This is a genomic window from Qipengyuania pacifica (assembly GCF_019857205.1).
Lineage (GTDB): Bacteria > Pseudomonadota > Alphaproteobacteria > Sphingomonadales > Sphingomonadaceae > Qipengyuania > Qipengyuania pacifica.
Genome location: NZ_JAHWXO010000020.1, coordinates 1 through 13,236, shown reverse-complemented (window position 1 = coordinate 13,236; position 13,236 = coordinate 1). Strand labels below are relative to the sequence as shown.

15 protein-coding genes are annotated in these 13,236 nt (G+C 62.2%); 6 read left to right on the top strand and 9 right to left on the bottom strand.

What is annotated here, in order from left to right; all coding sequences use genetic code 11:
* The 3 genes from KYK83_RS16585 to KYK83_RS16575 all read right to left on the bottom strand — a co-directional run.
* The coding region (locus KYK83_RS16585; protein ID WP_222829053.1) for a cation efflux transmembrane domain-containing protein at positions 1 to 233 on the bottom strand (233 nt) is incomplete at its 3' end.
* 97 nt (positions 234 to 330) lie between these two features.
* Positions 331 to 1,002, bottom strand: coding sequence for a DsbA family protein (locus tag KYK83_RS16580; RefSeq protein ID WP_119511755.1), 672 nt, complete (start codon positions 1,000 to 1,002; stop codon positions 331 to 333).
* 209 nt (positions 1,003 to 1,211) lie between these two features.
* Entirely contained in the window at positions 1,212 to 2,249 is a 1,038-nt protein-coding gene (locus KYK83_RS16575; RefSeq protein ID WP_222829052.1) for a substrate-binding domain-containing protein, read from the bottom strand.
* Between the two features lie 303 nt (positions 2,250 to 2,552).
* Here KYK83_RS16575 and lnt point away from each other — a divergent pair, with 303 nt between their 5' ends.
* A complete protein-coding gene (gene lnt / locus KYK83_RS16570; protein WP_222829051.1) occupies positions 2,553 to 4,070 on the top strand; it encodes an apolipoprotein N-acyltransferase in 1,518 nt (505 codons plus the stop codon).
* On the opposite strand, the gene KYK83_RS16565 is transcribed toward lnt, so the two are convergent.
* From KYK83_RS16565 to KYK83_RS16540, 6 genes are all read right to left on the bottom strand, one after another.
* Positions 4,030 to 5,463, bottom strand: coding sequence for a bifunctional metallophosphatase/5'-nucleotidase (locus KYK83_RS16565; RefSeq protein ID WP_215227123.1), 1,434 nt, complete (start codon positions 5,461 to 5,463; stop codon positions 4,030 to 4,032). The two genes, lnt and KYK83_RS16565, sit on opposite strands and share 41 nt — an antisense overlap.
* Positions 5,464 to 5,608: 145 nt before the next feature.
* A complete protein-coding gene (locus tag KYK83_RS16560; RefSeq protein WP_196847463.1) occupies positions 5,609 to 7,789 on the bottom strand; it encodes a protein-disulfide reductase DsbD family protein in 2,181 nt (726 codons plus the stop codon).
* 3 nt (positions 7,790 to 7,792) lie between these two features.
* Positions 7,793 to 8,494, bottom strand: a complete 702-nt coding sequence (locus KYK83_RS16555; protein ID WP_215227121.1) for a DsbA family protein — start codon at positions 8,492 to 8,494, stop codon at positions 7,793 to 7,795.
* Between the two features lie 2 nt (positions 8,495 to 8,496).
* The gene (locus KYK83_RS17320; protein WP_222829050.1) at positions 8,497 to 9,090 is read right to left on the bottom strand and encodes a TlpA family protein disulfide reductase; all 594 of its coding nucleotides are present in this window, start codon (positions 9,088 to 9,090) and stop codon (positions 8,497 to 8,499) included.
* 420 nt (positions 9,091 to 9,510) lie between these two features.
* A complete protein-coding gene (locus KYK83_RS16545) occupies positions 9,511 to 9,849 on the bottom strand; it encodes an ArsR/SmtB family transcription factor (protein WP_119511776.1) in 339 nt (112 codons plus the stop codon).
* Positions 9,846 to 10,505 (bottom strand): peroxiredoxin, encoded by a 660-nt coding sequence (locus KYK83_RS16540; RefSeq protein WP_119511796.1) that lies wholly within the window; start codon positions 10,503 to 10,505, stop codon positions 9,846 to 9,848. The genes KYK83_RS16545 and KYK83_RS16540 overlap by 4 nt, the downstream gene beginning before the upstream one ends.
* Before the next feature lie 83 nt (positions 10,506 to 10,588).
* On the opposite strand from KYK83_RS16540, the gene KYK83_RS16535 reads away from it, so the two are divergent.
* From KYK83_RS16535 to KYK83_RS16515, 5 genes are all read left to right on the top strand, one after another.
* Positions 10,589 to 11,518, top strand: a complete 930-nt coding sequence (locus KYK83_RS16535; RefSeq protein WP_119511777.1) for an MBL fold metallo-hydrolase — start codon at positions 10,589 to 10,591, stop codon at positions 11,516 to 11,518.
* Complete coding sequence (locus KYK83_RS16530; RefSeq protein WP_119511778.1) at positions 11,515 to 11,961, top strand: YeeE/YedE family protein; 447 nt, start codon at positions 11,515 to 11,517, stop codon at positions 11,959 to 11,961. The genes KYK83_RS16535 and KYK83_RS16530 overlap by 4 nt, the downstream gene beginning before the upstream one ends.
* Complete coding sequence (locus tag KYK83_RS16525) at positions 11,961 to 12,380, top strand: DUF6691 family protein (protein ID WP_119511779.1); 420 nt, start codon at positions 11,961 to 11,963, stop codon at positions 12,378 to 12,380. Before KYK83_RS16530 ends, KYK83_RS16525 begins: the two co-directional genes overlap by 1 nt.
* On the top strand, positions 12,377 to 12,790 hold the full coding sequence (locus tag KYK83_RS16520) for a protein tyrosine phosphatase family protein (protein WP_119511780.1): 414 nt from the start codon (positions 12,377 to 12,379) through the stop codon (positions 12,788 to 12,790). The genes KYK83_RS16525 and KYK83_RS16520 overlap by 4 nt, the downstream gene beginning before the upstream one ends.
* Positions 12,791 to 12,912: 122 nt before the next feature.
* Positions 12,913 to 13,236: SulP family inorganic anion transporter (locus KYK83_RS16515; protein ID WP_430299322.1), on the top strand; the 324-nt coding region annotated here is incomplete at its 3' end.

Sequence of the window (13,236 nt, the reverse complement as noted above, 5' to 3'; positions counted from 1 at the left end):
TTGGCAAACCAGTAGGCGAAGGCCGCGACGCCCAAGGCACCTGCATGGGTCGCCATGTGGATACCATCGGCGAGAAGCGCCATCGATCCGGTCCACAGGCCGGCGACGATTTCGACCACCATCATCGCGGCGGTCAAGGCAACGACATAACGCGTGCGCCGCTCATGGGCGTCGTGCGAGGCGCTCAGGAAGTTGTGATCATGGGCGAGCGGATTGGAGCTGGAATGGTGCATTGGTCGATGATTAGACCGTCGAAAAGAAGATAGAAATATGCGTAGCTTCTAAGACCGCCGCAATGATAAGCGAAGAATTGCTGGATGCTGCTAAGCTCTATCGCGCTTCCGGCGCGTTACCGTTGGGATACTGCCGCGCGATAGCAACGGCTTGGCGAAGCTGCTCGGGCGGCAGAGCCCCGGCGACCAGGTAAGGCCCGACAAACATAGCCGGTGTGCCGCTTATCCCGAGCATCCCAGCCTGTCGGTCCGCTCGCGCAAGCGCTGCATCGATTTCCTTGCCATGGGATTTGAGGTCGCTTTCCAGACGCTGCCAGTCGACGCCCGCCTGATCTGCTGCGGCACGGATTTTCTCGGAACTAAGCTTGCCCTGGATTTGCATGAGCGCATCGTCGAAGGCCTGGTCCTTCCCCTGATATTTCGCCGCAAGTGCGCGGCGCGCCGCTTCGATGGAAGGCTGGCCGAAAATCGCCCAGTCCTTGAACACGATACGGACATTGCCGTCTTCCATGGCGAGAGCTGTCAGACGCGGGTGCATCTGGCGGCAGAACGGGCACTGGTAATCGGTAAATACCACCAGGGTCAGATCGTATGATTGAGGCTCGATCCGCCGGGCCGCCGGATCTTCGGCGAGCTCCGCGATCATGGCATTGCGCGCTTTGGCAAAGGCCTCCTCGCCCGTCTCCTGCTGGGCCGTTGCCGGTACCGCGACCGCCATGGAAACACCGGCGGCTAAGAGAAAATTCAATAGAAGCGGGCGCTTGTGCATCTGGTACTCTCCGAAGTCTTGGGTATTGGGTTCGTAGGATGATTGAGATATTCCAGGTGCAGCCCGGTTCTTAAGGGCGGCTTACGGCGCCCCTGATCGTTCAGGGCGAGCGAGCAAGGACCCGTCGCGAGACCCAAGCGAGCCTTGCAATGGATCCCACGAAGGCAGCTCGCACGCAGGGACGACGGATTCGAAAAACCGTGAAAGATCTACAACGCGCTCAAAAAGGCGGGCTCAACCGACGCGCCGAGAAGTTCATTCAGGAATGCGGAAACATCCGCACGGATACCCGCCGCCGGAACGCCGGTCCGATACACAAGCTCGTTCGCCCGGATGGCCCGCGCGAGCAGCATTGCCGGGGGAGCCGTGGCTCCGATAGGGGCCAAGTGCTTGCCATATTGATCGATGGCCATGGGCGCGAGACGTTCCGGCTCGCGCATGAGAGCCTCGCATGCGCGTTCGTAGGCATCGAACACGCGAAGCAAGGCACTTCGGCGCGGCGGCGTTTGCAGGACCTGCTCGGAGGTATGCAATCCGCCGATCGGCAGCTGGCCTTCGTCGAAACTGCGAAAGCCAGTGAACATGGCCTGCATATCGATAGCCGAAAGCGCAATATTGCTGCCCCCTTCGCTCCCCATTCGCGAGCGCATGACCATGCCGGTGCTGCCAGGGCTCGGGATAGTAATGCCGGCGGCCTGTCCGGCAGCGACTTGCGCGATACCTGCCTTGGCCGGCATGTATGCGACCTCCAGATCGCGACCGGGATCGAGGTTCGCGCGCCGTACCGCAGCCTGGAAAATAATATCGCCGCCACCGTTTCGGCCGGAGCCCATCGGCCCGCTGACGATAACCTTGTGGCCGCGCAACTCGGCAAAGCTGCGGATGTCCCGCGGCACCACCTCGAAGAAGCCGCGCCAGGTGTTGATCGAGACGAGCCTCAGACCGAGATCAGGTGCTGCGAGCTGCTTCTTCGCCCCGATATAGGTCATGCCCAGAAAGGCATCCGCCTCGCCGGTTCGAAACATTGAATCGATCTCGGCCGATTCCTTGATCGGACTAAACGACAAGGGGAGGTCCGGTTCGAGAGCGAGTGCCAGCATGAGCGGAAAGACATGGGGGTTAGCCGCGGAGACTAGCCTCAGCGATGTATCGCTCCTTTCCAGCGCGGCAGAAAGGGATGCTCGTGGCACACAGCCGCTGGCGATTGATGCCGCCGCGGCCATAAGTACCGATCGCCTGTGCAACATGCGCCACTCCTACTGATCGAATGGATTGACGATCGAGGCTGGGTCTTACGGCAGCCTTAAGCCCAGTCGGAACTTGCTCTTTCAATCAGCGAGCCCACTCCTGCGAAAGTGCGCGCAGCCCGCTACGATCCCTGGCTGGTCAAGACGACAGCGACCAGGAAAACGATGCGCGCTCTATTGCCATCGATGAGCCGGGCGTTGCTGCCCATATGGGGATAGTCGTCACCACCCCTTTTGAAGGCCGCCTCCGGCAAGCCGTTCACGCTAAGCCGCGCTTAAGACACATGCGTTTTGGCACCTGCCATGTTTCGCCGGACTTCGCGCCTGTTGATCGCCGCCATCCTCGGAACCATCGCGGCGCAAGGCTTTGCGCCTGCCAATGCGACTGTCCTTTCGCTAGCCTCGCTTAGCGGCCTTTTCTACCTGATCCGCCACGATCGGGCTGCACCCATATTCTGGATTGTGACAGCCTACGCGGGAGCCATGTGGATTGTCGCGCTACGCTGGCTTCCGAGAGCGTTTGTGATGATGGACCCGCCAGCCGTTACGGCTGGCTGGCTGGCACTCGTCGCCTTGTCCGCGATCCTGTCGCTCTTCTGGTCCGTCCCCTTCGCCCTTGCCCGGAGATACGCCAACAGAAATCACGGCACGCAGCTCTTGGCGACAAGTTCGCTTCTAGCGCTCGGCGAATGGGCGAGGTCTACCACTATCATCGGTTTCGCGTGGAACCCGCTTGGCGCGATCTGGCTCGACGTTCCGGCGATCGTGCGGTCTGCTTCGGTTATCGGCATAACCGGACTCTCATTTGGGACGGTGCTTGCTGCCGGACTCGTTCTGCAGATCGCCGGGCATCCGCGACGTGTCGGGGCAAGCCTCGGATTTATCGGGGCCCTCGCAATCCTCCTCGGGCGTTCGTCGGTTGCTCCTCCTGATACCGCGCAGCAGGTCGCGCTGATCCAGGGCAACATACCGCAAAGGGTCAAATGGGACGAAAACCGGCTCGACGAGCAGGTGGATATCTATCTCGGTTTGACAGCCGGCATTTCTTCGACTGCGCCGGACATGCGCATCTTCTGGCCTGAAGCCGCGATCCCCTATGTTCTCGAGGACCGGAAGGCGGTGCTCGATGAAATCGGGAAAACGCTTCGGACCGGCGACATGCTCTTCGCCGGAGCTCTGGGTCGCGACGCCGACGGACACTATGCCAATAGTGTCTACCTGATCGATGCCAGCGGGCGGGTTCGCAACCGTTACGACAAGCGCATCCTCGTCCCGTTCGGGGAATATGTGCCGTTCGAGTCCTTGCTCGAGGCATTGCGCCTCGCCCGGTATGCCCCTGGCCGCGACGCCCTTGCGCCGGGGGCAGCGATCCCGGCCATTCCTTTGGCCGACGGCGAGGCAGGCGTGGCGATATGTTTCGAGGCCACTTTCCCCGGCTTCGGCTCCGGATTCACTGCGCGCCCCGCTTACATCGTCAATCCCACGAACGACGCGTGGTTCGGTCCTGCCGGCGCTCCGCAACATCTGGCGCAGGCGCGCATCAGAGCGCTTGAGAACGGTTTGCCGGTGCTCCGCGCGACGCAGACGGGCATATCCGCGATAATCCGGTCCGATGGTTCGATCGCCGAGCATCTCGAGAGCGGTGTCCGCGGCGTTCTTGTCGGTCGTCTTCCCGCCGCTGCGCAGGCGACCGTGTTCTCAAAAATCGGCGCGGGCTACGTGCTCGTGTTCCTTGTCGGGTCCTTTGGCCCGATCCTGGCTAGCCGTCGGCGGAACGCCGTCAGACAAGGTCGATGGAACTTCCGACGGAAGCGTGAGTGAAGGGACGCGCGAGCCGTTTGCGCAGGGCTGTGATCGCATCGATGGGAAGCTGTCGCCGGTTCTTGCCGAACTGCGCGGGCACGCCCTGCTCGGTAATGAAGCCCACAGCATAAACGGCGCTATCATCCACCGGACGGCCTTCCAGAAACAGGCGCTCGATCCGCTGACCCTCGGGATTTTCGGCCTTGAAGGCGAGACCCACTCCGCGCATGCGCTTGATGTAACCGCCCATCTGGTCATAGGGATTAGCCGCAAAGGTTCGTTCGAGGTTTTCCTCGATCATCTGCCGGATTTCAGCGCCGGTCACCTCGGCAAGGGTGACGGGAGGATTGGTTGGAACCATGTTCCACAAATCGCCCAGCGTAATCGGTCCCGCCGGTATCGGCGCGCCGTAACGCCAACCGTTGGAGAAGGCGATCTGCGTACCGGCGACTTCGGCAATCGCCTCGAGCAGAAGATCGTCCATCGGGCTCGACAGCATGGCATAGCGATGCAGGGCTACATCGGTCCTGCCCACGACCTCGGCCATGACATCGCGTTCTCCGGCGAGTGCTTCGCTTACAGCGGCTTCGAGTGCCGGATCGGGAGAAACGCTTTCATCGACTGCGATGAGCGCGTGCGTCCAGCCGATGAGTTCGCCGTCCCGCAAATCGAGGTCGAGCCGTCCGACGAAGGACCCGTGGCAGCCGGACTGGAAGATGAGGCAGCCGTCGACCTCGATAGCATGCTCCATGCGGTTATGGGTATGGCCGCTGACGATCACATCTATGCCGGGCACATCCTTGGCAAACTGCACGTCCTGCGGGAAGCCGACATGGGAGAGTACGACCAGCAGATCGACATGCGGGCGCATTTGCGCGACGTGAGCATGAAGTTCCCTGGTGCCGATCTCGAAGCGCAGACCTTCGCTGAAATGAGGCGGCATGGTCTTGTCGACGATCGGACAGGCAAGGCCGATCAGACCGATCCGCAGCCCGGCGCGCTCAACAATCGTGGCGGCGGGCAGGAACAGCTCGCCGCTTTCCTCGCGATAGATATTCGCGGCCAGCACCGGATAAGGCAGCTCGCTGGCGAGCGCCTGCACCCGGTCCGGACCAAAGGCGAATTCCCAATGGAGCGTCATGGCATCGAAGCCCAGCTCGGCCACAAGCGGAGCAAGAGCTTTCGCCTCGTCCGCAACCGCGAAATGCGTCCCATGGAAGGTGTCGCCATTGTCCAGCGCCAGCACGCCGCCCGGATTGTCGGCGCGGGCACGCTCGAAGATCGTCTTGATGCGGGCTAGACCGCCTAGCGTCTCGAACATGGGAGTTCCATCGGCGCCATACCGGATCTCGTTATGCGGTTCGGCGTATCCATGAAGGTCGTTAAGCTGCAGTATCGTCAGGCGGGTCATGGTCTCGACCTCTCAGTTTTTCGTATTGCCAAGTGGGTTGCGCTGCGGTGCACCGCCAGCGCATCGGCAGGGGTGGGCATCTCTTGCTCTATCGCGATCGTGATCGAGGCTTACGTTCCGCTGCAGCCATCCCGGGCGAGGAGGGTCACGAAGCAGCCTCACCCACTTCCTCTGCCTTGCCGATGAGAACCTGCGGAGTAAGGACCTGCGGTAGCACCTCGGCAGCCTCGCCGGGCGCATAAAACTGGTAGAAGGGTATCGAGTTGCGCCCGTGATCGGCAAGATAGGCCGTGATCTCGGGGTCCTGACGCGTCCAGTCGCCCGTGAGTGTCACCACTCCGGCTTCGGCAAAGGCCTCCTGCGTCGCCTCGGTATCGATGGCAACGCGTTCATTGACCTTGCAGACCAGGCACCAGTCGGCGGTGAAATCGACGAAGACAGGAGTGCCTGCCGCCCGCAGTTCCGCCAGCCGGGCGGTGCTGAACGTTTCGTGGAGGTCCCCTTCCGCGACCTCGCCCGAGGCCGTCGCCGCGCTCGGCGCTTCGGGAATACCGACCGTGAGGACGGCTGCCAGCGCCAGCGCCGCTGGCGCGAGCGTCAGCCATCCTGCGGAGCCGCGCCGTTGGCGCAGGCCGTACCACCACAGGGACACGGCAAAGAGCGAGAGAACCAGCAGGCCCAAAGCCATTCCGTTAACGCCGGTCTGGCGACCGAGAAGCCAGGCGAGGGCCAGCGCCGTCGCGAACATCGGCAGTGACAGCATTTTTCGCAGCGTATCCATCCACGCGCCGGGCTTGGGCAGGCGCCGCTGGACCGCAGGAATGAAGGCGACGGCAAGGAACGGCAGCGCCATTCCCAGGCCCAGCATTGCGAATACCGCAAGGGCGAGCGGCGCAGGAAGCACGAGGGCCGCCCCGAGCGCGCCGGCCATGAAAGGCCCGCTGCATGGCATGGCGATGAAGGCGGCCAAAGCTCCGGTCGAAAATGCGCCGAGGAAGCCGCCGGTCTGGCTGCCGCGCGCAGCGAATGCGGGCATCGGCAATTCGAACAGGCCGGCTAGGTTCAAGGCGATAGCGCCGGTCAGGACAAGCAGCACCAGAATGACGCCAGGGGACTGCAACTGGAAGGACCAGCCTATTTCCATGCCGATGGCACGCAAGCCGATAAGCAATGCTCCGAGCAGAAGCGAGGTGGCAATCACGCCGGCCGCATAGCCCACCCCCTCCACCCGCGCCGCGCGCGGATCGCCCCCGCTCTTGGCGAGCGACAGCGCCTTCAGGCTGAGGATCGGAAAGACGCAGGGCATCAGATTGAGGAGCAATCCGCCAAGGAGCGCGCCGACGAGGGCAATGCGCAGGACATCGCCTGAGACGGCCTGCGTTGCCAAAGAGGGCGCGGCGACGCTTTCCGTGGCTGGAGCCGGCTCGACCATCGTCGGCGATGGCTCCCGGTCCGCTTGTGACAGCATCTCGTCGTCGGAGATTTCGCCCGATTGCGCTGATGGTTGCGCGTTGGCCGACGAGCTCGCGACCGGGCGCGCGCTTACGAGATAGGATTTCGTCCCGTTTGAGAGAACGCCGCGAAAAGCCGTACCGGGGGCCGTTCCTGCGGCGGGAATGCGCAGGCTGACGCCATCGCCATTGCGGCTGACGGTCTGCTTTGCCGCGGCATCGAACCAGTCTTCCTGCTCGGGGAAGAGGCGGTAATTGCCTCTTGCTACCCCAGCGGACGAGAACACCCAATCTTTTCCGTCGCGGGTCAGCGTCGCGCCGCTGAGCGGTTTGGGCATGGCCCTTTGCGCTGCGGCGACGATCCGTGCTCCGGCAGCATCGGGGGCTCCCGATCCGACCTCCAGATTTGCCGAAAGCGTCGCGCGTTCGGGTACGCACAGCGTATCGGAACAGACCAGCCAGCTGAGCGCGACTTCGACGGGCAAGGCTGTTCCTGGCGCGAGAGATTGCGGCACTTTCATCGTGGCGAGAAGCGTGAACGGTCCGTCGTGAACATAGCTTGCGATACCCTGCACATCGAGCAGATGGGGTGCCGGATGGCGCAAGGACGAAACGGAGACGCCGGCCGGCACATCCCAGTCCGCTTCGACCGGCAGGCCCGCCGCACCGGGATTGGTCCAATATCCATGCCAGCCCGATTCAGGCTTCATCCTGATCGCAAGCGTCACCGATTCCCCGGGCTTGGGCGTCCGTGTTTCGAAGGCGAGCGATGCCTCGATATGGCGTTCCTGTGCGGATGCAGGAGCAAGGGCGATGACGCCGACCCCGAAGGCCAGCGTCACCAGAAGCGTAAGCAGGCGGCGCAAGACAATCATGGATTATGCCTCCTTGCCTGCCGCATGCTCGGCGTTGAATCGCCTCGCCTCTGCAACCGCGCGCGTAAGGCCGGCATAATCGACCGCGCCGGGGATCATATATGGCCCGACCAGCATGGCAGGGGTACCCTGCAGGCCCATCTGGGCAGCCTGCATGGCCGTCCTCCGCAGGACGCCATCGATGTCGTCCTCACGGGTTTCCATATCGCGTTCTAAACGGGCAAAATCGATGCCGGCGGCGGCGGCGGCGGCCCTGATCTTTTCCGAACTCAGCTTGCCGTCGGTCCGCATGAGCGCGTCGTTGAACTGCCGGTGCTTGTTCTGCCATTGCGACGCGATCGCCATCCGCGCGGCCTCTTCCGATGCAGGGCCGAAGATCGGCCAGTCGCGATAGACGATCCGGACCTTTCCATCTTCCTGCGCCAGGCGTTCGAGTTCTGGGTGAATCTTGCGACAGAAGGGACACTGGTAATCGGAATAGCTGATGATAGTGACATCATAGCCTTCCGGCGCGAGTTTGGGGGCGATCGGGTCATCGGCGATCTCGGCGCGCGCCGCCATGGCTTCGGCGCTCGCCGCGGTGTCCTCATCCGAACCCGCGTCGCCTTGCGATGCGGGGTCTCCCTGCACCAACTGGGTGGTCACCAGCGCGGTGCCTCCCGCCGTTGCGAGCAGCAATGCAGCGACCAAGGGCCATCTAGGCATGGTCAGTCTCCTTGAAGTTGTTGAAGCTTATCGGACAGGGCTGCCCGTGAAATTTCACCGACATGGGTGGCGACGATCTCGCCCTCGGCATCGACGAAGATCGTGGTCGGAAGGACACCGTTGCCGGCCACGTCCATGAGACCCATCTGCTTGTGGAGCACCACCGAGCGCGGCGATATCCCGCTCGCGAGCAGGTAGTCGGCAACGGCCTGCCGGTCCTCACCTTGGTTGGCGAGCAGTATAGGGATGTCCGAGTTCGCCGCTTCCTCGGCGAGCATGGGAAGCTCCCGTCGGCAAGGCGGACACCAGGTCGCCCACAGATTGATCGCGAACGGCTTGCCCGCGAGATTTTCAGGCGTGATCTCGGTGCCATCCATTCCGACCAGGACCGGCAAATCGGGAAGGGGCCGGGCTTCGGGTTGAAGCATGGCCGAGGCGGCGAACCAGATTGCGGCGAGGACCGCCAGCACGCCGAGAGCCCTGCGCATCGCGCGCACCGGGCGCATTCGCCAGGCCAGAATTGCAGCGGTCGCGAGCAGTCCGGCCCAGGCTGTGAACCCGCCTTGCCAGACAGCGAGTACAGTCCACGGATCCACCGCGTATCTCCTGGCGGCTGTTCCGATAGCCTGGATCGGGCCGCACAAGACCTTCCAAGCCTATCTTGTCATCCCGATCTTGATCATGATTGGACTATTTCTTCGCCGCCAACGCCGTAAAGATCCGATAGATAGGGAACCGGATGTGTGAAGTAGACACCCCCAAACGTGCATGGATGCAATTGGGAGTGAATTGACCCCGTTCAAGAAGCGCAAGACTTCCAGCTTTCACGTTTTATTATGACAATCCTGCCCCGCGATCTCAGTCATTCCTCGCTCCTTCGGGAGAGGCTGGAAGTGTTCATCCGCTATCGACAGCAAATGATAGGCGAGTTGTGCGTTTTGCTGACTTCGGGAGAGCTGGCGCTCGTGGGTGCGAGGAACTTCGTTCAAAACGATTCAAAGTTAATGTGCGGATGTTCAACCCAACTTCGCAAAATTGGCCACCCCGGGTGCAGGCTGGCGCAAGTGGCGCATAGGTTTCGCAGACAGCCCACCAAGCTTCCCCACCGCATCAACAACCTTCGCAAGCCTGCCATCATCAATGCGATAGTAGACAAGCTTGGCGTCCTTGCGGGTCTTCACAAGGCCCGCGTTGCGAAGGACCGCCAGCTGCTGCGAAAGCGTTGGCTGGCCAATTGCGGCTATGTCGTCGACCTCGCCAACATTGCGCTCCGTGCCCGACAGTGCCTGCAGGATGCGCAGACGCACGGGATGAGCGAGGGCCTTCAGGGCATCGACCAACTCCTCGTCCGTCATTTGCGAGTCCCTCGCTTGGTTTCCTTCATGAACCAATCGGTCTGGCTCTTGGCAGAGAAAACAGTGTCGAGCGACGCGTCGGGCTGCGCCAACATGGCTTCCCCCGGAGCCCAGTTCGCAGGGGCGAGAACAGGCCCGTCATCGACTGCCTGAAGAGCATCGAGTGTCCTTAGCATTTCGGGCGTCGAACGGCCCACATTCGCAGGATAGCAGGTCATCGCGCGGATAACGCCGGTTGGATCGATGAAGAACGTCGTCCGAACCGTTGCGCTATCGTTATCGTTCGGCGCCACCATGCCGTATGCCCGGCCGATCACGAGGGTCGGATCCTCCACGATCGGAAAGCGCACCTCGATGTCGTAGCGATCGCGGATCAGCCGCAGCCAGGCGAAATGCGAGAACAGGCTATCGACGGAAAGCGCCACCAGCGCACAGTCGCGCTGTTCGAAGTCGCTGGCCGCTTGGGCAAGTGCGACAAACTCGGTCGTGCACACAGGCGTGAAGTCCGCAGGGTGCGAGAAAAGGATCAACCACTGCCCCCGGTAATCCGAAAGGCGAACATCTCCTGCCGTGGTGCGTGCGGAAAAGTCCGGGGCGACATCTCCGATACGTAGTCCGGCACACGGCGCCTGTCGTTCGGCATCGGCATTGATCATCTCGGTCATCGAGCCCTCATACCACTTGACATCCGAATAGCAAGACATATAAACGGTTTATGTAAGTGTATGGAGGTCAAGCGATGGCTGACGATCATAACCTCAACGGCGCCGCCGCCCAGATCGAGCGTGCCCAAGTCGACAAGTGTCTCCGCCCCTCTATTGCGGGATTTTTCGACGAGGCAACGAATACGGTTTCGTATGTCGTGCACGATCCGACGACGGATGAAGCGGCCATTATCGACTCGGTTTTGGACTTCGAGGTGGCCTCTGGCCGCACCTCGAACGGATCAGCCGATCGCATAATCGAGTATGTCACTTATAATAATCTGAAAGTGACATGGCTGATTGAGACACACGCGCATGCGGATCACATCTCAGCAGCTCCTTATCTGCAGGAACGGCTCGGCGGTAAGCTTGCTATAGGACGCGGCATCATTCGCGTGCAGGAGGTATTCGGCAAGCTCTTCAATGCGGGCACCGACTTCGAACGCGACGGATCGCAGTTCGACAAGCTGTTCGAGGACGGCGAGACCTTCAAGGTCGGCGAGTTGGAAGGCATTGCCCTCCATGTTCCCGGTCACACACCCGCCGATATGGCTTTCATCATCGGCGATGCAGCGTTCGTGGGCGACACTATTTTCATGCCCGATTTCGGGACTGCCCGGGCTGACTTCCCCGGCGGCGACGCGCACCAGCTCTATCGGTCCATTCGCCGGCTGCTATCGCTTCCGGACGAAACCCGCCTGTTCCTGTGCCACGATTACAAGGCGCCGGGCCGCGACGAATATGCCTGGGAAACCACCGTCAAGCAGCAGCGCGAAGAAAACGTGCATGTGAAGGACGGGGTGAGCGAGGAAGACTTTGTCGAGATGCGAACGACCCGCGACAAGACGCTCGCCATGCCGAAACTGATCATGCCCTCGGTGCAGGTCAATATCCGCGGCGGTCGCTTGCCCGACCCCGAAGACAATGGCGTCAGCTACATCAAGATACCGGTGAATGCCGTATGACGCTCCCCGGTTTCCCTGAAGCGGCGCCACTTGCCGGCTTGGCGGGCGGCATCCTGATCGGCCTGGCAGCCGCACTCATGCTGCTTGGCCTTGGGCGGATCGCCGGCGTTTCCGGCCTTGCCGCGAAGGCCGTCGGGCTCGGCGGTAGCGGTATCGCCAGGAGCGGCGCATGGATGTTCATGATCGGATTGCCGCTGGGAGCGCTGATCGTGATGCTGGCATCGGGCGGGATCGAAGCCAACTTCGCCAACCCCGTTACGCTTGCGATAGCTGGACTGGCGGTCGGTATCGGCACGCGTCTTGGAAGTGGATGCACCAGTGGGCACGGGGTTTGCGGTGTTAGCCGTCTATCGGGCCGCTCGATTGTCGCCACGCTTACGTTCATGGCAACCGGCGTTGCGACAGTCGCGATCATGAACGCGCTCGGGCTGGAGGTGTTGTAATGCGGACCGCTCTCACCTCGATCGCATCCGGCGTTCTCTTCGGCGCTGGTCTTGCTCTCGGTGGCATGACCGACCCTGCGCGTGTGCGCGGCTTTCTCGACATCTTCGGTGACTGGGATCCGACGCTTGCCTTCGTGATGGGCGGAGCCGTCATCGTAATGGCCGTTGCATGGCGGATCGTCCCGCGCCTGGCCGAACCGGTCTTCGCTGGCGAGTTTCACCTGCCGACAAAATCCGATCTCACCCCCCGTCTTATCGGCGGGGCAGCTCTTTTCGGTATCGGCTGGGGGATTGCAGGGCTGTGTCCGGGGCCGGGTATCGCCGCTCTTGTCATCGAACCTGTAGCGGCCGCGATATTCGTCGTCGCCATGCTCGCCGGGATGGCCGTAGTCTGGCTTTTGGAAGGGGCATCGTCATGAAGCTTGCCCACGTAAGCGACTCCTTCGCTGTCTCCCCTCAGCTGCAGGCTGGCGACATGCGCGGGCTTGCCGATGCCGGTTTCAGCACGGTGATCTGCAACCGGCCGGATGGCGAAGAGCCGAGTCAGCCGACCGTGGCATCGATACGAGAAGCTGCCGAAGCTGCAGGGTTGGCCTTCCATCACATCCCGGTCTCTGGGGGCGAGTTTCCGCCGCTTGCGATCGAGGCGTTCGCCAGGGTCCGCGCGGAGGCGGACGGCAAGGTGCTTGCCTTCTGCCGGACCGGGACGCGCTCCATCACGCTCGATGCACTCGCCAATGTTGAGAGCGAACCCGCCGAGGTCCGTATCGAGCGCGCCAGGCGAGCAGGCTACGATCTGTCGAGCTTGCGCGACCGGCTTGGCGAATAACGAGAAAATGCCGGAGAGTTTGTCATGGCCAGCAGCCTGAAACACGAAGTCGTCATCATCGGCGGCGGGTCGGCAGAAATTGCGACCGCATCCAAGCCGCACATGAAGAAGACTGCCTGATCGTGAGCGACAGCAATCCAGGGGCGGAAGGCGGGGCGTCCGGCTTGCCGCGCCGGCACAAGCCGGCACCGCTGGCGCAATATTTCCCGATTCTCGAGTGGGGCCGGACCTACAACGGATCGGTCCTGACGAACGATCTCGTCGCGGCGATCATCGTCACGATAATGCTGATTCCGCAGAGTCTCGCTTACGCGCTGCTGGCGGGGTTGCCACCGGTTGTCGGCCTCTATGCATCGATCCTGCCGCTGGTCGCCTACGCGATCTTCGGCACCAGCCGCACGCTTGCGGTGGGGCCCGTAGCGGTCATTTCGCTGATGACGGCGAGT

Coding starts and splice junctions, on each gene's coding strand:
- KYK83_RS16530 (WP_119511778.1), top strand. CDS start 11,515: ATGACGCTCCCCGGTTTCCCTGAAGCGGCGCCACTTGCCGGCTTGGCG.
- KYK83_RS16545 (WP_119511776.1), bottom strand. CDS start 9,849: ATGACGGACGAGGAGTTGGTCGATGCCCTGAAGGCCCTCGCTCATCCC.
- KYK83_RS16555 (WP_215227121.1), bottom strand. CDS start 8,494: ATGCCTAGATGGCCCTTGGTCGCTGCATTGCTGCTCGCAACGGCGGGA.
- KYK83_RS16560 (WP_196847463.1), bottom strand. CDS start 7,789: ATGATTGTCTTGCGCCGCCTGCTTACGCTTCTGGTGACGCTGGCCTTC.
- KYK83_RS16580 (WP_119511755.1), bottom strand. CDS start 1,002: ATGCACAAGCGCCCGCTTCTATTGAATTTTCTCTTAGCCGCCGGTGTT.
- KYK83_RS16565 (WP_215227123.1), bottom strand. CDS start 5,463: ATGACCCGCCTGACGATACTGCAGCTTAACGACCTTCATGGATACGCC.
- KYK83_RS16575 (WP_222829052.1), bottom strand. CDS start 2,249: ATGTTGCACAGGCGATCGGTACTTATGGCCGCGGCGGCATCAATCGCC.
- KYK83_RS16525 (WP_119511779.1), top strand. CDS start 11,961: ATGCGGACCGCTCTCACCTCGATCGCATCCGGCGTTCTCTTCGGCGCT.
- KYK83_RS16540 (WP_119511796.1), bottom strand. CDS start 10,505: ATGATCAATGCCGATGCCGAACGACAGGCGCCGTGTGCCGGACTACGT.
- KYK83_RS16520 (WP_119511780.1), top strand. CDS start 12,377: ATGAAGCTTGCCCACGTAAGCGACTCCTTCGCTGTCTCCCCTCAGCTG.
- lnt (WP_222829051.1), top strand. CDS start 2,553: ATGTTTCGCCGGACTTCGCGCCTGTTGATCGCCGCCATCCTCGGAACC.
- KYK83_RS16535 (WP_119511777.1), top strand. CDS start 10,589: ATGGCTGACGATCATAACCTCAACGGCGCCGCCGCCCAGATCGAGCGT.